Source organism: Roseomonas sp. USHLN139, assembly GCF_037145735.1.
Taxonomy (GTDB): domain Bacteria; phylum Pseudomonadota; class Alphaproteobacteria; order Acetobacterales; family Acetobacteraceae; genus Pseudoroseomonas.
Genome location: NZ_JBBCWY010000003.1, coordinates 73,089 through 89,282, shown reverse-complemented (window position 1 = coordinate 89,282; position 16,194 = coordinate 73,089). Strand labels below are relative to the sequence as shown.

At 73.3% G+C, this 16,194-nt stretch carries 16 protein-coding genes; 9 read left to right on the top strand and 7 right to left on the bottom strand.

What is annotated here, in order from left to right:
• Positions 1 to 17: 17 nt before the first annotated feature.
• Positions 18 to 797, top strand: a complete 780-nt coding sequence (locus WFI16_RS10870; RefSeq protein WP_419897858.1) for a hypothetical protein — start codon at positions 18 to 20, stop codon at positions 795 to 797.
• A 96-nt stretch (positions 798 to 893) separates the two neighbouring features.
• Here the strand turns inward: WFI16_RS10870 and WFI16_RS10865 are convergent, their stop codons facing one another.
• The 3 genes from WFI16_RS10865 to WFI16_RS10855 all read right to left on the bottom strand — a co-directional run bounded on the left by WFI16_RS10865 (position 894) and on the right by WFI16_RS10855 (position 3,406).
• Positions 894 to 1,133: a hypothetical protein gene (locus WFI16_RS10865; RefSeq protein WP_076955470.1), complete on the bottom strand. Its 240-nt coding sequence runs from the start codon at positions 1,131 to 1,133 to the stop codon at positions 894 to 896.
• Between the two features lie 144 nt (positions 1,134 to 1,277).
• Positions 1,278 to 2,351 carry a tartrate dehydrogenase gene (locus WFI16_RS10860; protein ID WP_419897857.1) on the bottom strand — a complete coding sequence of 358 codons (1,074 nt, stop codon included), beginning with the start codon at positions 2,349 to 2,351 and terminating at the stop codon, positions 1,278 to 1,280.
• Positions 2,352 to 2,458: 107 nt separating this feature from the next.
• Positions 2,459 to 3,406, bottom strand: a complete 948-nt coding sequence (locus WFI16_RS10855; protein ID WP_419897856.1) for a mitochondrial fission ELM1 family protein — start codon at positions 3,404 to 3,406, stop codon at positions 2,459 to 2,461.
• Between the two features lie 53 nt (positions 3,407 to 3,459).
• Between WFI16_RS10855 and WFI16_RS10850 the strand changes: the two genes are divergently transcribed.
• Complete coding sequence (locus tag WFI16_RS10850) at positions 3,460 to 4,173, top strand: orotate phosphoribosyltransferase (RefSeq protein WP_419897855.1); 714 nt, start codon at positions 3,460 to 3,462, stop codon at positions 4,171 to 4,173.
• Positions 4,174 to 4,334: 161 nt separating this feature from the next.
• On the opposite strand, the gene WFI16_RS10845 is transcribed toward WFI16_RS10850, so the two are convergent.
• The gene (locus WFI16_RS10845) at positions 4,335 to 4,748 is read right to left on the bottom strand and encodes a DUF4345 domain-containing protein (RefSeq protein ID WP_419897854.1); all 414 of its coding nucleotides are present in this window, start codon (positions 4,746 to 4,748) and stop codon (positions 4,335 to 4,337) included.
• Between the two features lie 86 nt (positions 4,749 to 4,834).
• Between WFI16_RS10845 and WFI16_RS10840 the strand changes: the two genes are divergently transcribed.
• The 4 genes from WFI16_RS10840 to WFI16_RS10825 all read left to right on the top strand — a co-directional run bounded on the left by WFI16_RS10840 (position 4,835) and on the right by WFI16_RS10825 (position 9,063).
• Positions 4,835 to 6,505 (top strand): peptide ABC transporter substrate-binding protein, encoded by a 1,671-nt coding sequence (locus WFI16_RS10840; RefSeq protein WP_419897853.1) that lies wholly within the window; start codon positions 4,835 to 4,837, stop codon positions 6,503 to 6,505.
• Positions 6,490 to 7,434 carry an ABC transporter permease gene (locus WFI16_RS10835; RefSeq protein WP_419897852.1) on the top strand — a complete coding sequence of 315 codons (945 nt, stop codon included), beginning with the start codon at positions 6,490 to 6,492 and terminating at the stop codon, positions 7,432 to 7,434. Before WFI16_RS10840 ends, WFI16_RS10835 begins: the two co-directional genes overlap by 16 nt.
• Positions 7,431 to 8,258 carry an ABC transporter permease gene (locus WFI16_RS10830; protein WP_419897851.1) on the top strand — a complete coding sequence of 276 codons (828 nt, stop codon included), beginning with the start codon at positions 7,431 to 7,433 and terminating at the stop codon, positions 8,256 to 8,258. Before WFI16_RS10835 ends, WFI16_RS10830 begins: the two co-directional genes overlap by 4 nt.
• A 145-nt stretch (positions 8,259 to 8,403) precedes the next feature.
• Positions 8,404 to 9,063: a hypothetical protein gene (locus WFI16_RS10825; RefSeq protein WP_419897850.1), complete on the top strand. Its 660-nt coding sequence runs from the start codon at positions 8,404 to 8,406 to the stop codon at positions 9,061 to 9,063.
• An 8-nt stretch (positions 9,064 to 9,071) separates the two neighbouring features.
• Here WFI16_RS10825 and WFI16_RS10820 read toward each other — a convergent pair whose 3' ends face one another.
• The gene (locus WFI16_RS10820; RefSeq protein ID WP_419897849.1) at positions 9,072 to 9,722 is read right to left on the bottom strand and encodes an IclR family transcriptional regulator; all 651 of its coding nucleotides are present in this window, start codon (positions 9,720 to 9,722) and stop codon (positions 9,072 to 9,074) included.
• 63 nt (positions 9,723 to 9,785) lie between these two features.
• Between WFI16_RS10820 and WFI16_RS10815 the strand changes: the two genes are divergently transcribed.
• The 3 genes from WFI16_RS10815 to WFI16_RS10805 are packed head-to-tail and all read left to right on the top strand — an operon-like array spanning position 9,786 to position 12,721.
• On the top strand, positions 9,786 to 10,976 hold the full coding sequence (locus tag WFI16_RS10815; protein WP_419897848.1) for a CaiB/BaiF CoA transferase family protein: 1,191 nt from the start codon (positions 9,786 to 9,788) through the stop codon (positions 10,974 to 10,976).
• Positions 10,973 to 11,911 carry a hydroxymethylglutaryl-CoA lyase gene (locus WFI16_RS10810; RefSeq protein ID WP_419897847.1) on the top strand — a complete coding sequence of 313 codons (939 nt, stop codon included), beginning with the start codon at positions 10,973 to 10,975 and terminating at the stop codon, positions 11,909 to 11,911. Before WFI16_RS10815 ends, WFI16_RS10810 begins: the two co-directional genes overlap by 4 nt.
• Before the next feature lie 48 nt (positions 11,912 to 11,959).
• Positions 11,960 to 12,721, top strand: coding sequence for a tetratricopeptide repeat protein (locus WFI16_RS10805; protein ID WP_419897846.1), 762 nt, complete (start codon positions 11,960 to 11,962; stop codon positions 12,719 to 12,721).
• A 67-nt stretch (positions 12,722 to 12,788) separates the two neighbouring features.
• Here WFI16_RS10805 and cydC read toward each other — a convergent pair whose 3' ends face one another.
• Positions 12,789 to 14,447, bottom strand: coding sequence for a thiol reductant ABC exporter subunit CydC (gene cydC, locus WFI16_RS10800; protein WP_419897845.1), 1,659 nt, complete (start codon positions 14,445 to 14,447; stop codon positions 12,789 to 12,791).
• Between the two features lie 5 nt (positions 14,448 to 14,452).
• Entirely contained in the window at positions 14,453 to 16,132 is a 1,680-nt protein-coding gene (cydD, locus tag WFI16_RS10795; RefSeq protein ID WP_419897844.1) for a thiol reductant ABC exporter subunit CydD, read from the bottom strand.
• Positions 16,133 to 16,194: the final 62 nt, after the last annotated feature.

Here is a 16,194-nt window from a genome sequence, read left to right as displayed (position 1 = left end):
AAGGTCGAGGAGCCGGCATGGCGGATGGGGCTTTGACGGGGGCGGCGGCGGCCGCGGCCGGGCGGCAGCTGGGCGACTGGCTGGCCGCCCGCTGGGGCGGGCAGCTGAAGGACGCCTTCGAGAACGGCAAGGGGCTGACCGGCCCGCTGGCCCGCGCGCTGCTGGACACGGTGGTGGTCGACCAGGTGGTCGGCGCGCTCTGGCCCTCCTTCGCGCTGCTGGCGGCGCTGCTGCTGCTGCATGGCGGCACGGTGGCGCTGGGCCTGCCGGAGGTGGAGCGGATCTGCACCGGGCTGGTGGTCTTCGCGGCGCTGGCCTGGACCGCCTATGGGCTGGTCGCCGCCGCCCGCCTGGCCTGGCCACAGCTTCGATTCTGGCTGGTCACCCGGCTGCCGCCCGTGGCGCAGACGCGGCTGCTGCTGTTCCAGCTGATCCGCGCCCAGCATCGCGAGCTGCGCGACGAGCTGCCGCGCGAGGGCTTCGGCGCCCAGGTGCTGCAGGAGACGCTGCTGGTGCTGGAGCGCCGGCTGGGCCTGACGCCGGACCGCGCCGCCTATGCGCTGGCCGACCACCTGGCGCCGATCCTGCTCGGCCATCTGCTCGGCCGGATCTTCCTGCTCGCCGCACCGGTGGCGGGGGCGCTGCTGTATTACCGGCTGGCGATCTATCCGGGGCTGCTGGCCTTCACCGGGGCGGGGCCCTGGTCGATCGCCGTCTATCCCTTCGCCGCCCTGGTCGATGCCGTGGCCGATACCGGCCTGCGCACCCTGCTGCTGCGCCCCTCCCCGGTGCCCTGAGGCCGGCGGCGAGGGCCAGAGACGAAAAAACCGCCCTCGCGGGCGGTTCCATCCTGCGGCCTGATGCGCCGCGCCACCGGCGCGGCGCAGCTCAGCTCACGGGCATTCGCAGCCGTCGGTCGGCCCGGCTTCGCCGCGCACGATATGGTGGTCGATCCACTCGGAGACCAGCCGGCGCGCCTCGTTCACCGAGGCCTCGGGGTGGTGGATCCGGTACAGCGCCGTGCAGGCCCGGAACGACGACAGGTCGTTGTTGCCGGTTTCCCGCAGCTCGCGGTACGCGGTCACCACAGCCCGCTCGCAACGGCGGGTGATGTGGCTGAAGTCATTGCCCATCCGCATTCTCCTGCAGTTGCGAGCCAATTGAGAATAACTCGCAACTCATCCCGCCGTTTTATAGGCCCATCCGGGGGAGGGTTCAAGTTCGCTCTCCACCCTCCCCCTAAGCCCTTGGCGCGCAACGGCGACTCAGCCGCCCCCTCAGCCGCCCTGGGCAACCGCCTCGGCCAGGGCGCGGCCGACATCCGAGGTCGCCGCCTGGCCGCCCATGTCACGGGTGCGCGGGCCGCCCTCGGCCAGCAGCTTCTCGATGCTGCGGGTGATGGCGTCGGCGGCTTCCTTCTCGCCCAGATGCTCCAGCATCATGGCGCCGGACCAGATCTGGCCGATCGGGTTGCAGATGTGCTTGCCGGCGATATCGGGGGCCGAGCCGTGCACCGGCTCGAACATCGAGGGATGCGCCTTCTCGGGGTTGATGTTGGCGGACGGCGCGATGCCGATCGACCCCGCCACCGCCGGGCCCAGATCCGAAAGGATGTCGCCGAACAGGTTGGAGCCGACGACCACGTCGAACCAGTCCGGATGCTGCACGAAATGCGCGCAGAGGATGTCGATGTGGAACTGGTCGGTGGCGATGCCCGGGTAGTGCTTCGCCATCTCGGCGAAGCGCTCGTCCCAATAGGGCATGGTGTGGATGATGCCGTTCGACTTGGTGGCGCTGGTCACCTTCTTGCGCGGCCGGGTCTGCGCCAGCTCGAAGGCGTATTTCAGCACGCGGTCGACGCCCTTGCGGGTGAAGACGGCATCCTGGCTGACGAATTCGCGGTCCGTGCCGGCGAACATCCTGCCGCCCGAGGAGGAATACTCGCCCTCGGTGTTCTCGCGCACCACGTAGAAGTCGATCTCGGCCGGGGTGCGGTTGGCCAGCGGCGTCTTGGCGCCCGGCATCAGCTTGCAGGGGCGCAGGCTGATATACTGGTCGAATTCGCGGCGGATCGGGATCAGCAGGCCCCAGAGCGAGACATGGTCGGGCACGCCCGGCCAGCCCACGGCACCCAGGAAGATGCTGTCGCTCTGGCGCAGCTGGTCGATGCCGTCCTCCGGCATCATGCGGCCGGTCTGGGCATAGGTCTCGCAGGACCAGTCGTAATGGCTCAGGCTGATCTCGAAGCCGAAGCGGCGCGCCGCGGCGTCCAGCACGCGCAGGCCCTCGGGCACGGTTTCCTTGCCGATGCCGTCTCCGGGCACGACGGCGATGCGGTACTTGCGCGACATGCGGGCTTCCCTCCGATCCTGATCAGGGCCGCGAAGGTGACCGGGCCGGGGCGGCAGGGCAAGGTCTCCCCTGCCCGCCGGGCATGGCCGTGTCGGCGGCCGCTGCCTCAGGCCCAGCCGCGCGCGCGGATCTCGGCGGCGACCCGCGCGGGCTCGTCCAGCGGGGCGCGGTCGAACAGCGCCGCCGCCGCACCGAAGGGTCTTGCCTGGCCGCTGTCGAAAAGGCTCTGCCACAGCCGGCGGTGGCGCGGGGCGTCGGTGGTCTCGGCGATGAACAGGGCGGCGCGGGTGGCCAGCGCCTCGCTCAGCATCGAGACCGAATCGCCCGTCACCACGATGGCATCCGCCCAGGCCAGGAAGCCGAGATAGGGGTTCGGCCCGTCAGCGCCCCAGCCGTGCAGCCGGTGCGGCACGCCCTGCAGCGCCGCCGCCACCGCGGCCGTGGCGCCCTCGCCGCTGCGGCGGGAGGTGGTGGCCAGGACGCTGCCGCCGAAGCCCGCCGCCTGCGCCGCCAGGGTCGCGGCCAGCGCCGGGTCCAGCCCCTGCCCGCGCACCGCGCCGCCCAGCAGCAGCGCGACGCGCGGCCCCGGCAGCGCGCCGAGCGCCGGCCATTCGGCCCGCGCCCGCGCCAGCGCCGCCGGCGACACCCGGTGGCAGGCGCCGAGGATCGGCAGGACATTCCCGGCCGGCTTCGGCGCGTCATGCCGCCCGAGCACGAGCAGGGAGAAATCGGCCGCCCCCGTGCCGGGGCGCATGCAATGCACCAGCCGCGCCCCGCGCCGCCCCAGCCAGCGCGCCACCGGCACCGAGCGCCGCCCGGCCGAGATCACCAGCTCCGGCCAGGGCGCCACCAGCCGCGCCTGCGCGCTGGCAGTCAGCCCGGCCCGTGTCGGCCAGGGCCAGGGCAGCCCCGCCAGCCGCCCCCATTCCAGCGGAATCGTGCGGAACGGCCGGTCCAGCCGCTCGGCGATGCCCAGCGCCTGGGCCGCCGTGCCGGCCCGCGGATCAGCCAGGACCCAGAGGCGCGACTCGGCACGCAGAATCGCTTCCGTCATGGACGCGCCGCGCGCCCGGCGTTACCAACCCCGACCAAAGGAGACCCCCTGCCATGCCCTCGACCCACGCCTCCGACTGGGACCGCGACGCCGCGCTCACCACCGCCCGCATCCTGCTGGAGATCAAGGCCGTCAACTTCCGGCCCGAGGAGCCCTATACCTTCACCTCGGGCTGGAAGAGCCCGGTCTATATCGACTGCCGCAAGATCATCTCCTTCCCGCGCGCCCGCAACCGCATCTGCGACCTGGCGGTGGAGAAGATCGGCCGCCACATCGGCTACGAGACCATCGAGGCGGTGACCGGCGGCGAGACGGCCGGCATCCCCTACGCGGCCTGGATCGCCGACCGCATGATGGCGCCGATGTCCTATGTCCGGAAGAAGCCCAAGGGCTTCGGCCGCAACGCCCAGATCGAGGGCGACGTGCCGGAGGGCAAGCGCACCCTGCTGGTCGAGGACCTGACCACCGACGGCGCCTCGAAGATCCGCTTCGCCCAGGCGCTGCGCGATGCCGGCGCGATCTGCGACCACACCTTCGTGGTGTTCTTCTACGGCGTCTTCCCGGGCGGCCAGGAGCGGCTGAAGGAGATCAACCTGAACCTGCTGCATCTCTGCACCTGGTGGGACGTGCTCGAGGTCTGCCGCGAGCGGCCGTATTTCTCGGAGAACGCGCTGAAGGAAGTGCGCAAGTTCCTGGAGAACCCGACGGGGTGGTCGAAGGAGCATGGCGGCATCGGCAGCGTCGACGAGATCAAGGCGGCGGGCTGACGCGACGAGGAAGGACAGGTCGGGGGAATGAATTCCCCCGAACCCCCTTCTTCTTTCTGTTCACCGGCCGTTTGGAGACCGGCGCCTCGCCGGCATCGACACCACAGGTCGCGCTGCCGATTGGCCGCCTCACCGCCTGTCTCCACCTGGACACGGCAGTCTCAAAGAAGTTCCTCCTGGCTGATCTGGCTGACCTTCCACTGCCAGAGGCAGAGCAGGGGCGTCACCCCCAGCTCCATCGCCAGCCCGAAGAGCATCCCCGCCCCCGGATTCCCGTCGATCACCAGGCCGAACAGCCGGGCGATGCCGCCGAGGAAGACGATGAAGCCCAGCAGGCGGAAGCGGGCGCCGTGCTGGTGGATGCGCGGCAGGCTCCACCAGAAGGCCAGGCCGATCCCCAGCAGCAGGCCGGAGAGGTAGCGGTAGTGGCTGTCGAGGTTGACCGGCTGCGGCGCGGCATTCTCCGGCAGCATGGCGGTGCCGAGCACCAGCCCGGCCAGGCCGGCGCTGACGGGCACCAGCCCGGCCAGGGCCACGGCAGCGCGCAGCCAGCGCCTGTGTTGCGATGCGGTCATTCGGGCTTGGCGTTCCTTCGGCGCTGACGCTATCCGGGTAAGCAGGCAGCGCGGCCTGCGGTTGCCGCAAGCAGGAGGTTTGCTGGATGGCTCATGCCTGGCGTCGCGCGATCCTGGCCAGCCTGGTGCCGCTCGGCCTGGCGCTTCCGGCCGCCGCCCAGGCGCCGCGCGAGCGGCTGACCATCGGCCTGGCGCAATACCCCTCGACCTTCCACCCCAATATCGAGGCGATGGCGGCCAAGTCCTATATCCTGGGCTTCGCGCGCCGGCCGATCACCGCCTATGACGCCGACTGGCAGCTGACCTGCCTGGCCTGCGAGCGGCTGCCGACGCTGGAGAATGGCGATGCGGTGCTGGAGCGCACGCCGGACGGCAAGGATGGCATCCGCCTGACCTATCGCCTGCGCGAGGGCGAGCGCTGGGCCGATGGCACGCCGGTCTCGGCCGAGGATCTGCGCTTCGCCTGGGAGGCCGGGCGCAGCTTCGAGACCGGCTTCGGCGGCGCCGAATTCTACCGCTCGGCCTATGAGCTGATCGTGGTCGATCCGCGCACGGTGACGCTGCGGCTGGACAAGGTGACCTACGACTTCGCCGCGATGGGCGATTTCCAGCCGCTGCCCGCCCGGATCGAGCGGCCGCGCTGGGAATCCGACCCGAAGACCTATCGCAGCCGCACTGCCTACGACACCGAGACCACCAATCCCGGGCTGTGGAACGGCCCCTACCGCATCACCGCCGTGCAGCCCGGCGCCGGGGTGACGCTGGAGCGCAACGCGCACTGGTCAGGCCCGGCGCCGGCCTTCGAGCGCATCGCCATCCGCACGGTGGAGAACAGCGCGGCGCTGGAGGCGCAGCTGCTGGCCGGGCAGCTCGACATGGTGGCCGGCGAGCTCGGCCTGCCGCTGGAACAGGCGGTGGCGCTGCAGCGCCGCACCGGCGACCGCTTCCGGGTCGAATACGTCCCCGGCCTGACCTATGAGCACATCGACCTCAACCTGGACAATCCGGTGCTGGCCGACCGCCGGGTGCGCCAGGCGCTGCTGCACGGCGCCGACCGGGCGCAGATCGTCGAGCGGCTCTACCAGGGCCGGCAGCAGGTGGCGGCCGGCGGCGTGCACCCGCGCGACACCGTCTATGACCCCGACGTGCCGCAATACCCCTTCGACCCGGCCCGCGCCGTGGCGCTGCTGGAGGAAGCCGGCTGGAAGGCCGGGCCCGACGGCATCCGCCGCAATGCCGAGGGGCAGAAACTGTCCTTCGAGTTCATGACCACCGCTGGCAACCGGGCGCGCGAGCAGGTGCAGCAGGTGCTGGCCGGCATGTGGCGGGCGATCGGCGTCGAGGCGCGCATCCGCAACGAGCCGCCGCGCGTCTTCTTCGCCGAGACGGTCAGCCGCCGCCGCTTCGAGGCGCTGGCGATGTTCGCCTGGGTCAGCAGCCCGGCCAATGTGCCGCGCAGCCTGTTCCATTCCGACGAGATCCCGCGCGCCGAGCGCAACTGGTCCGGCCAGAACTACACCGGCTATCGCGATGCCGAGGTCGACCGGCTGATCGAGGCGATCCCCGTCGAGCTCGATCCGGCGAAGCGCCAGCCGATGTGGGCGGCGCTGCAGCGCAGGATCGCCACCGACCTGCCGGCGCTGCCGCTCTGGCACCGTTCGGATGCGCATGTCTGGCCGCGCTGGCTGGAGGGCGTTCGCCCCACCGGCCACCAGAATTATTCCTCGCTGTGGGTGACCGAATGGCGGGTGCGCTGAGGCTCGCGGCGGCGCGGCTGCCGCAGATCGCGCTCACCCTGGTGCTGCTGTCGCTGGCGGCCTGGTTCGCCATCGGGCTGATGCCGGGCGACCCGGCCTCGCTGGCCATGATGGCCGACCCGAAGCTGACGCCGGCCGATGTCGAGCGGCTGCGGGCGCTGCATGGCCTGGACCAGCCCCTGCTCGCCCGGTACGCGGCCTGGGCGAGCGGCTTGCTGCGTGGCGAGCTCGGCTTCTCCCGGCTGTTCGCCCAGCCGGTCTGGACGGTGCTCTGGCCGGCGCTGCTCTCGACCCTGGCGCTGGTCGGCACGGCGGTGGCCCTGGCCGCCGTGATCGGCGTGGTGCTGGGCGCGCTGGCGGCGCTGCGGCCGCGGCTGGCGCCGCTGGTCGATGGCCTCGCGCTGCTCGGCCAGGCGGTGCCCAGCTTCTGGCTCGGTATTCTTCTCATCATCTTCTTCGCCGTGCAGCTTGGCTGGCTGCCGGCGGGCGGGCTGCCGGAGCCGGGGTCGTCCGCCCTGCCCTTCCTGGTGCTGCCGGTCGCCACCATCGCCTTCGGCCAGCTGGCCGGCTACGCCCGCCACGCCACCGCCGCGCTGGGCGCCGAATTACAAAAACCCTTCATCACCAGCATCCGTGCCCGCGGCGCCGGCGAGGCGCGGGTGGTCTGGCGCCATGCCCTGCCCAATGCCGCCGTGCCGCTGCTGACCCTGCTGGCGCTGGATGCCGGCGCCCTGGTCTCCGGCGCGCTGGTCACCGAGACGCTCTTCGCCCGGCCCGGCATGGGCAAGCTGCTCTACGATTCGGTGATGGGCAACGACTACAACCTGGCGCTGCTGGCGCTGCTGCTGGTGGCGCTGATGACCATGCTGGCGACGCTGGCGGCCGACCTGGCGCAGCTCTGGCTCGACCCGCGGATCGAGGCGCGATGACCCGGCTGCGCCTCGGGCTGTTTCTCCTCGTCCTGCTGGCCTTGGCCGCCATGGCCGCCCCCTGGCTGGCCGGCTGGCTGGGGCGCGACCCGCTGGCGCCCGACCTCTTCGCCCGCTACGCGCCGCCGGGGCCGGACTTCCCGCTCGGCGCCGACGAGCTGGGGCGCGACCTGCTGCTGCGGCTGTTCTATGGCGCGCGCGTCTCGCTCGGCGTCGGGCTGGCGGCGGCGCTGGCGGCGACCCTGCTGGGCACGGCGATCGGGCTGCTGGCGGCCTGGCGCGGCGGCTGGGTCGACGCCCTGCTGATGCGGCTGGCCGACGGGCTGCTGGCGCTGCCGGCGCTGCCCATCCTGGTGCTGCTGGCGGCCATCGACCCGGCGCGCTTCGGCCTGCCGCGCGGCGAGGCGATGACCGACATGATCCGCATCACCACCATCCTGGTGCTGTTCGGCTGGGTCGGCGTGGCGCGCCTCGCCCGGGCCGGGGCGATCACCATCCTGGCCAGCGACTATGTGCGCGCGGCGCGGGCGCTCGGCGTCTCCGAGCGGCGGCTGCTGCTGCGCCATGTGCTGCCGGGGCTGCGCGCGCCGGTCGCCGTCGCCGGCGCGCTCGCCGTCGCCGGCGCCATCCTGGCCGAGAGCGTGCTCAGCTTCCTGGGGCTCGGCATCCAGCCGCCGGCACCCTCCTGGGGCAACATGCTGGCGAATGCGCAGGAGGCGGTGTTCGAGGCGCCGCTGGCCGCGCTCTGGCCGGGCCTGGCCATCCTGGCGGCCGTCGCCGGCTGCAGCCTGGTGGCCGACGGGCTGTCGCGCGGGCGGCGCTGAACGGCCTGCGGGGTGCGGCGCCAGGGGCCTGGATGACCGCCCTGGACGGCGCGGCTGGGCTGGCGGCGGGCTGAGCCCGGTCGCCTGGACGCCGTGCCGCGCGGCGGCTAGATCACGGCCCGGATCATTCCGGAACCGACCGTCGATGCGCCCTGCCCTGCTTCTTGGCCTGCTTGCCCTGGCCGCCTGCACGACCCCGGGCACCACACCGGGCGCCCCTGCCGCACCGGAGACCGCGGCCAATGCCGCTGGCCGGCCCAGCCCGCTGGCCGTCGTGCAGGGCTTCCGCCAGCAGATGCCCTTCCTGCAGCGTACCGAGCCGGTGATCGACTTAGAGGCGGGCGGCCTGCGCGGATTGGGCGCCGCGGTACGCTATGTTGGCATCAACGGCCTGCCCGGCCATGCCACTGTCTATGTTTATGACCGCGGCCACACCCTGAGCGCCGAAGGCGCCGACAATCCGCAGGTGCTGCGGGAGCTGGAAGTCAGCGCCGCCGAGATCCTCGCCGTCGCCAGGGCCGGTCGCCTGCGTGACGTCAGCAGAGTCACGGCCAGCGTCAATGACGGCCCGCCCAGCGAGATCCTGTCCGGCGGCCCCGCCACCGGCCCTGGCAGCACGCGCTGCCGCGCCTTTGCCGCCACGCTGGCGGACAGCGGCACCCGGGTCGGCGAGGCGGTCTGCCTGACGGTGCGCGACGGGCGCTTCGTCAAGACGCGGGTGACTCTGCGCGACCGCGCGACCGTCGCCTTCATGCTCGCCTCGAACCTGATCACCGAGGTGCTGCCGCCCGCCAAGCCGGTCTGACCGGGGGCTCAGAGCCCGCGCAGCGCCGCCACCGCCGCGGCCAGGGTGGCGGACAGGGCCTCCCGCTTCTGCATGAAGCGGGTCGCCGTCCCCGACAGGCACAGCGCGCCCAGCAGGGCGCCGCTCGCGGAATGGACCGGGGCCGCCACCGCGGCGAGTTCCGGGTCGCGCTCGCCGATGGTCACCGTCAGCCCGGCGCCGCGCAGCACATGGCCGGCGGCGCCGCGGTCCAGCGGCAGCAGGCTGCCCGGCGGCAGGTGGTCGCGCACCGCATGGCGTCCTTCGATGCGGAAGCGGCAGAGGCGGTTCTCGCCGTCGCGGACATAGAAACTCGCACTTTCCCCGGTCTCCTCGGCCAGGCGGCGCAGCACCGGCAGCAGCACCGCCTCCAGCAGCGACTCCGACGCGGCGGCGCGCAGGCCGAGCCCGACCAGCGCCGGGCCAAGCCGCCATTCCGCCGCACTCCCCTCGCGCAGCAGCATCCCCGCCCGTTCGAGCGAGGCCATCAGCCGCAGCAGCGTGCTCTTGTACAGGCCGGTGCGGCGGGCCAGCTCGGCCAGCGACAGCGCGGCCTCGCCGGCGCGATAAGCCAGCAGGATGGACAGCGCGCGGTCGACCGCGCCCACCCCTTCCGGGGGGGCTGCCGGCTTGACGGCCATGGCCAGAAACCCTCATTCTGTCTGACGAAAAGAAATTCTGTCAGACGGAACGCCGCTGTGTCAATGAACCCCCTGCCGCTCACCGGGCTGCGCGTGCTGGATTTCGGCCATACGGTGATGGGGCCCTCCTGCGGCGTGGTGCTGGCCGATCTCGGCGCCGAGGTGATCCGCATCGAGCCGCCCGAGGGCGACCGTACCCGGCGGCTGGGCGGCTTCGGCACCGGCTTCTTCGCCACCTACAACCGCAACAAGACCAGTCTGGCGCTCGACCTGAAGCACCCCGACGGCAAGGCGGTGCTGGAAAGACTGATCCCGACCGCCGACGTGCTGATCGAGAATTTCGCCCCCGGCACGATGGAGCGGCTCGGCCTCGGCTGGGAGCAGCTGCGCGGACAGAATCCGCGCCTGGTCTATTGCGCGCTGAAGGGTTTTCTCCCCGGCCCCTACGAGGACCTGCCCGCCCTCGACGAGGTGGTGCAGATGCAGGGGGGCCTCGCCTTCATGACCGGCCTGCCGGGGCGGCCGCTGCGCGCCGGCACCTCGGTGGTCGATATCATGGGCGGCGTCTTCGGCGTGGTCGGCATCCTGGCGGCGCTGCGCCAGCGCGAGGCCACCGGGCTTGGCCAGAAGGTGCAGTCGGCGCTGTTCGAGAGCGTCGCCTTCATGGTCGGCCAGCACATGGCCGCCGGCGCCATCGCCGGGCAGCGGGTGCCGCCGATGACGGCGCGGCGCATCACCTGGGGCATCTACGACGTCTTCCAGGCGCGCGACGGCCAGGTCTTCGTCGGCGTCACCAGCGACCAGCACTGGCAGCGGCTGGCGCCCCGCCTCGGCCTGCACGATCTCGCGGCCGATGCCACGCTGGCGACCAATGCCGGTCGCGTCGCCGGGCGCGAGCGCATCATGCCGGAACTGGAAAGGATCTTCGGCGCGATGACGGTGGCCGAGGTGCAGGCGCTGGGCCGCGAGGTGCTGATCCCCTGCGCCCCGGTCGCCCATCCCGAGGACCTGTTCGACGACCCGCATCTGGCGGCCAGCGGCATCATGGGCGCGACCCGGCTGGCCGAGGGGCTGACCGCCGCCCTGCCGATGACGCCGCTGCATTTCGAGGCGGCGCAGATCCGCCTCGACCGCCAGCCGCCGGCGGTGGGCGAAGGGGGGGCGGCGCTGCTCGACAGCCTCGGCATCGGGGCGCATGAACGACAGGCCCTGGCCGAGCGGGGCATCCTGACCCTTCCGGACGACGCGCCATGACCCAGCTGCCCGCCCGCATCGAGATCCGCGAGGAAGGCCCGCGCGAAGGCTTCCAGTTCGAGAAGGGCCCGATCGCCACGGCCGACAAGCTGCGGCTGATCCAGGCCCTGGCCGGGACCGGGCTGCGGCGCATCCAGACCGTCTCCTTCGTCGATCCGCGCCGCGTGCCCGGCATGGCCGATGCCGAGATGGTCTGCCAGGGGCTGCGTGACGTCGAGGGCGTGACCTTCGGCGCGCTCTGGCTCAATGCCAAGGGTTTTCTGCGGGCCCTGGTCGCGCCGCACCTCACCATCGACGGCAGCGTCTCGGTCTCCGCCTCCGAGGCCTTCGGCAAGCGCAACCAGAATCGCGACCGCGAGGAGGACCTGGCCGCCGCCGCGGCGCTGATGGCGCTCTATGCCGAGCACCGCGTGCCCTTCGCCCGCGCCACCATCATGGCCGCCTTCGGCTGCAATTTTCAGGGCGAGGTGCCGGTCGCCGCCGTCATCGACCGCATCGCCGCGATCCTCGCTCTGGCGGGCGGCGTCGGGCTGGCGCCGCCGGTCATTTCCCTCGCCGACACCATGGCCTGGGCCACGCCGCGCCGGATTGCTGAAGTCGTCGGCGCGGTGCGCGACAAATGGCCGGATCTGGAACTGTCGCTGCATCTGCACGACACCCGCGGCCTGGCCATGGTGAATGCCTGGGAGGGAATGCGGCTCGGCGTGGCGCGGTTTGATGCCGCCATTGCCGGCCTCGGCGGCTGCCCCTTCGGCAAGCATGCCGGGGCAGCGGGCAATATCTGCACCGAGGACCTGGCGTTGCTCTGCGCCGAATCCGGCATCGAGACCGGGCTCGACCTGGCGGCGCTGCTGGAATGCGGCCGGCTGGCCGAGGAGGTGGTCGGCCATCCCCTGCCCGGCCGCGCCAAGCAGGGCGGGTTGCTGGCGGTCTGAACTTTCTGCCTCTTGTTGCGAGTGGATCGCAACAGCATAACCCCTGCCATGTTCCGCCGCCGCCGTCCCGCCCCCGCGCCCGCCTTGCCGCCCCTCGCCCCCGCCGTGGTGCGCGAGGCGACGGCCGCGCAGCTGGCCGCCGCCTTCGCCGGCCCACCGCAGGAGGCCGCCCGCTGGATCGCCGCCGCCGCCCGCGCCGGCATGGTCGAGGCGCAGATCCTGTTCGGGCAGATCCTGCTGGAAGGCCGTGGCGTCCCGGCCGACCCGGCCGCCGCCTTCGGCTGGTTCAGGACCGCGGCGAGCACCGGCGACATCAAGGCGGAGACCATGCTCGGCCGCTGCCACGAGCTCGGCTGGGGCACGCCCATCGACCTGCCGAAGGCGCTGGCGATCTACGCGGCCGGCGCCCAGCGCGGCTATGACTGGGCGCAATACAACCTGGCCAGCCTGCTGGCCCGCGACGGGCAGCGGGCCGAGGCCTTCCGCTGGTTCCGCGCCGCCGCCGAGCAGAGCCATGCCAAGTCGATGACCGTGCTCGGCCGCTACCTGGAGGAAGGCTGGGAGACGCCGCGCGACCCGGAAGCCGCGCGGGCGCTCTATGCCCGGGCGGCGGCGCTCGGCGATTTCCGGGCGCAGTTCAACATGGGCACGCTGGCCACGACCACGGAAGCGGCGCTGGACTGGTTCACCAAGGCCGCCGCCACCGGATCGCCGGGCTTCCTGGGTCAGATGGCCGCGGCGCTGGGCCAGCGGCCGGAGCCGGAACTGCAGGCGCTGTCGGCCGAGATCCGGCGGAAGCTCGGCGCCTGATCAGGCGGCGATACACCAATGCGGCCAGGGCCGCCGCGAACGGCGCCGTCTCCAGCGCCGCGCCCGTTCAGCCCATTGCCGCCATGGCGCGGCCGCCGATCAGCCGCAGGATGCGGGTCGGCCGCTCGACGCCGAGCAGCCGGTGCGCGATCAGGATGACGCTGCGGCCGGCGGTCGCCGTCTCCAGCGTCTCCAGGAAGGCGCGCTCGGCCTCAGGGTCGAGACCGGCGCCGGGCTCGTCCAGGATCAGGATATCGGCCGGCGCCAGCAGGGCGCGCGCCAGCGCCAGCCGCCGCCCCTGCCCGCCGGAGAAGCGGGCGCCGCCCTCGCCGCAGCGCGTCGCCAGGCCTTCCGGCAAGACGCGCACCACATCGGCGACGCCGGCCCGCTCCAGCGCCTGCCACAGCGCGGCGTCATCGGCCTCGGGCGCGGCAAGGCGCAGATTGGCGGCGATGCTGTCGTCGAACAGCCGAGCATCCTGGGTCAGGCAGGCGATGCGTGCCCGCACCGCATCGGCCGGGAGGGCGGCGAGATCGACGCCGCCCAGCAGCAGCCGGCCTTCCTGGGGGGCCGCCAGCTTCAGCAGCAGCGCCGCCAGCGTCGACTTGCCGGCGCCCGAGGGCCCGAGCAGCGCCAGCCGCCCGCCTTCCGGCAGGTCGAAGCTGAGATCGGTGAAGACCGGCTCGCGGTCCGCGGTCCAGGCGAAGCGGACGCCCTCGGCGCGCAGCGCATGGCCGCGCGGCGCCTCGGCCGGGATGGCGGGTTCGGCCACCGGCGGCGGGGTGTCGGCGGCCTCGAACAGGCGGCGGGCGCTGGCGCCGGCGGCGGCCAGCGCGGCGCCGGCGCGCGGCAGCCCGGCCAGGGCCTCGCCGGCGGCCAGCGCCAGGAACAGCCCGATGATGGTGCCGCCGACCGCGCCGGGACCGCCGGCCAGGCCATAGCCCAGCGCGGCGAAGAGCGCGGCCTGGGCCAGCAGGCTGCCGGCGGCGCCACCCCAGGCGCCGCGGCGGGCCAGGCGGTTCTGCGTCGCGGCCAGGGCGGCGCCGCTCTCGGCCAGGCGGGCGGCGACGCGCGGCTCGGCATTGGCGGCCAGCACGTCCTCCAGCCCGAGCAGCGGATCGACGGCGGCGCTGCGCAGCGCGCCCTGCGCCTCGGCGACCTCGCCGGCGGCCCGCGCCGCGCCCGGCGCCAGCAGCGGCGGCAGCAGCAGCGCCAGCGCCAGCGGCAGCGCCACCAGCACGGCGAGGCCCGGCCCGGCGACGCCCAGCAGCACGGCCACGGCGACGACGACGGCCAGCGCCGCGATGCCGGGGATGAGCGCGCGCAGATAGAGCCCGTCCAGCGCCTCGACATCGGCGACCAGCCGGCCGAGCAGGTCGCCGGCGCCGCGATGGCCGATGCCGCCGGGCAGCCGCTCGGCCAGCCGGCGGAAGAACCAGATGCGGGTATCGGCCAGCGCCCGGAAGGTCGCCGAATGTGTCACCAGCCGCTCGAGATAGCGCGCGGCCGGGCGGAGGAAGATCAGCGGTCGCAGCAGCAGCAGGGAACCCACGGCGATGCCGGCCAGCGCGCCGGTGCGCAGGCCCTCGGAGACGCCGCGCCCGGCCAGCGCCAGCAGCGCCACCCCGGCCAGCGTCGCCAGCACGGCGACCAGCGCGCCCGACCACAGCCAGGCGCGGCGCGCGTGCCAGAGGCCCAGCACGCGGCGGAGATCGGTCAGCATCATGCGGCTCACTCCCCGGCCATCCGCGGCAGGCCGGCGCGGCCCTTCTCCAGCTCCAGCACGCGGCCGAAGCGGGCGCGCAAGGCGGGGGAATGGGTGGCGATGATGGCGGTGCGCCCGGCGCAGAGGCGGCGCAGGCTGTCGAGCAGCTCGCCCTCGGTCGCCGGGTCGAGATGCGCGGTGGGCTCGTCCAGCAGCACCAGCGGCCGGTTGCGCAGGAAGGCGCGGGCGATGGCGACCCGCTGCGCTTGGCCGCCGGAGAGGCCGTAGCCGCCCTCGCCGATCATGGTGTCCAGCCCCTCGGGCAGGCTGGCCGCGAAATCGGCGACATGGGCCGCCCTGGCCGCCGCCTCGACCTCGGCGTCGGCGGCGTCCGGCCGGGCCATGGCGATATTGGCGCGGATGGTGTCGCGGAACAGATGCGCCTTCTGGCCGACATAGGAGGACAGGCGACGCAGCTCCTCGGGGCGCAGCGCGGTGGCGTCGCGGCCGTTCAGCGCGATGCGGCCACCATCCGGCTGGCAGAAACCCATCAGCAGCCGCAGCACCGACGACTTGCCGGAGCCCGAGGGGCCTGCCAGCACCAGGGTTTCCCCCGGCATGACCCTGAAGGAGAGATCGGTCAGGGCCGGGCCGCGGGCCGGGTCATAGGTCAGGCCGACCTGCTCGAAGGTCACCACCACCGTCGGCGGGATCTCGGCCAGTTGCAGCCCGGGTTCCGACTCGGGGGCGGCCAGCAGCGGGGCCAGGGCGGCGGCGGCGCCATTGGCCGCCATGCGCTCGTGATAGGCGGCGGAAAACGCCCGCAACGGTGCGAAGAAGCCCGGCACCATCAACAGGCAGAAAAGCGCGGCGGCCGGGTCGGGATGGCCGCCGACCAGCAGGTTGCCGTGCCGCCAGGCGAGGCAGCCCAGCACCGCGGCGGCGATCACCTCCAGCGTCAGGCCGGACAGAAAAGCGACGCGCAGCACCTTCATGGTGCGGCGGCGCAGCTCATTGGCGGCCTGGCCCAGCGCCTCGGCCTCGGCCGCCTCGCGGCGGAACAGCACCAGCTGCGGCAGGCCGCGCATGCGGTCGAGGAAGCGGCCGGACAGCGCCTGCAGCGCGTCGAACTGCTGCCGGCTGGCCAGCGCCGCGCCGATGCCGGTCACCGCCATGCCCACCGGCACCATGGCGCCGGCGACGAAGAGGATCAGCCCGCTCAGCGGGTCCTCCAGCGCGACCACGCAGGCGATCAGCAGCGGCCCCGCCGCGGCGAGGACCGCCGCCGGCAGCCAGCGGGAGAAATAGCCGTCCAGCGCCTCGATGCGGTCGACCACCAGGGCGGCGCGCTCGCCGACCGGGCGCTCATCGGCCGGGCCCGCCTGCAGCAGCTGGTCGAAGGCGCGGCGGCGCAGATCGGCGCGCGCCGCGGCGCCGGCGGCGGCCTGGGCCCGCTCCTGCGCCACGCCGAGCGCGATCGACAGCAGCGCCAGGCTGGCGGCGGCGGCGAATTCGCCCCACCCGGCCGTGCCATGGCCGAGCAGCGCGGCCAGCAGCGTGGCGATGAACCAGGCCTGGGCCAGGCCGCAGGCGATCGAGGCAAGGCCGAGCAGAACAGGGCGCGCCAGCCGCGACCGGCCCTGACGGGCGGTGGCTGAAAGCAGGGCACGCGCCGACGCCGCCTCGGCCGGCGGGGGCTTGGACATGCAGCGGCTTCTAGCGGGTTTCTGGCGCCGCGGGAACCGCGCAGCAAGAAGCTTGGTTCAGG

Bases quoted from the DNA above. Each gene is read 5' to 3' on its own strand.
- WFI16_RS10860 (WP_419897857.1), bottom strand. From the start codon at position 2,351: ATGTCGCGCAAGTACCGCATCGCCGTCGTGCCCGGAGACGGCATCGGC.
- WFI16_RS10865 (WP_076955470.1), bottom strand. From the start codon at position 1,133: ATGGGCAATGACTTCAGCCACATCACCCGCCGTTGCGAGCGGGCTGTG.
- WFI16_RS10850 (WP_419897855.1), top strand. From the start codon at position 3,460: ATGCCCTCGACCCACGCCTCCGACTGGGACCGCGACGCCGCGCTCACC.
- WFI16_RS10870 (WP_419897858.1), top strand. From the start codon at position 18: ATGGCGGATGGGGCTTTGACGGGGGCGGCGGCGGCCGCGGCCGGGCGG.
- WFI16_RS10805 (WP_419897846.1), top strand. From the start codon at position 11,960: ATGTTCCGCCGCCGCCGTCCCGCCCCCGCGCCCGCCTTGCCGCCCCTC.
- WFI16_RS10855 (WP_419897856.1), bottom strand. From the start codon at position 3,406: ATGACGGAAGCGATTCTGCGTGCCGAGTCGCGCCTCTGGGTCCTGGCT.
- WFI16_RS10840 (WP_419897853.1), top strand. From the start codon at position 4,835: ATGGCTCATGCCTGGCGTCGCGCGATCCTGGCCAGCCTGGTGCCGCTC.
- WFI16_RS10845 (WP_419897854.1), bottom strand. From the start codon at position 4,748: ATGACCGCATCGCAACACAGGCGCTGGCTGCGCGCTGCCGTGGCCCTG.
- cydD (WP_419897844.1), bottom strand. From the start codon at position 16,132: ATGTCCAAGCCCCCGCCGGCCGAGGCGGCGTCGGCGCGTGCCCTGCTT.
- cydC (WP_419897845.1), bottom strand. From the start codon at position 14,447: ATGATGCTGACCGATCTCCGCCGCGTGCTGGGCCTCTGGCACGCGCGC.
- WFI16_RS10835 (WP_419897852.1), top strand. From the start codon at position 6,490: ATGGCGGGTGCGCTGAGGCTCGCGGCGGCGCGGCTGCCGCAGATCGCG.
- WFI16_RS10815 (WP_419897848.1), top strand. From the start codon at position 9,786: ATGAACCCCCTGCCGCTCACCGGGCTGCGCGTGCTGGATTTCGGCCAT.
- WFI16_RS10810 (WP_419897847.1), top strand. From the start codon at position 10,973: ATGACCCAGCTGCCCGCCCGCATCGAGATCCGCGAGGAAGGCCCGCGC.
- WFI16_RS10820 (WP_419897849.1), bottom strand. From the start codon at position 9,722: ATGGCCGTCAAGCCGGCAGCCCCCCCGGAAGGGGTGGGCGCGGTCGAC.
- WFI16_RS10825 (WP_419897850.1), top strand. From the start codon at position 8,404: ATGCGCCCTGCCCTGCTTCTTGGCCTGCTTGCCCTGGCCGCCTGCACG.
- WFI16_RS10830 (WP_419897851.1), top strand. From the start codon at position 7,431: ATGACCCGGCTGCGCCTCGGGCTGTTTCTCCTCGTCCTGCTGGCCTTG.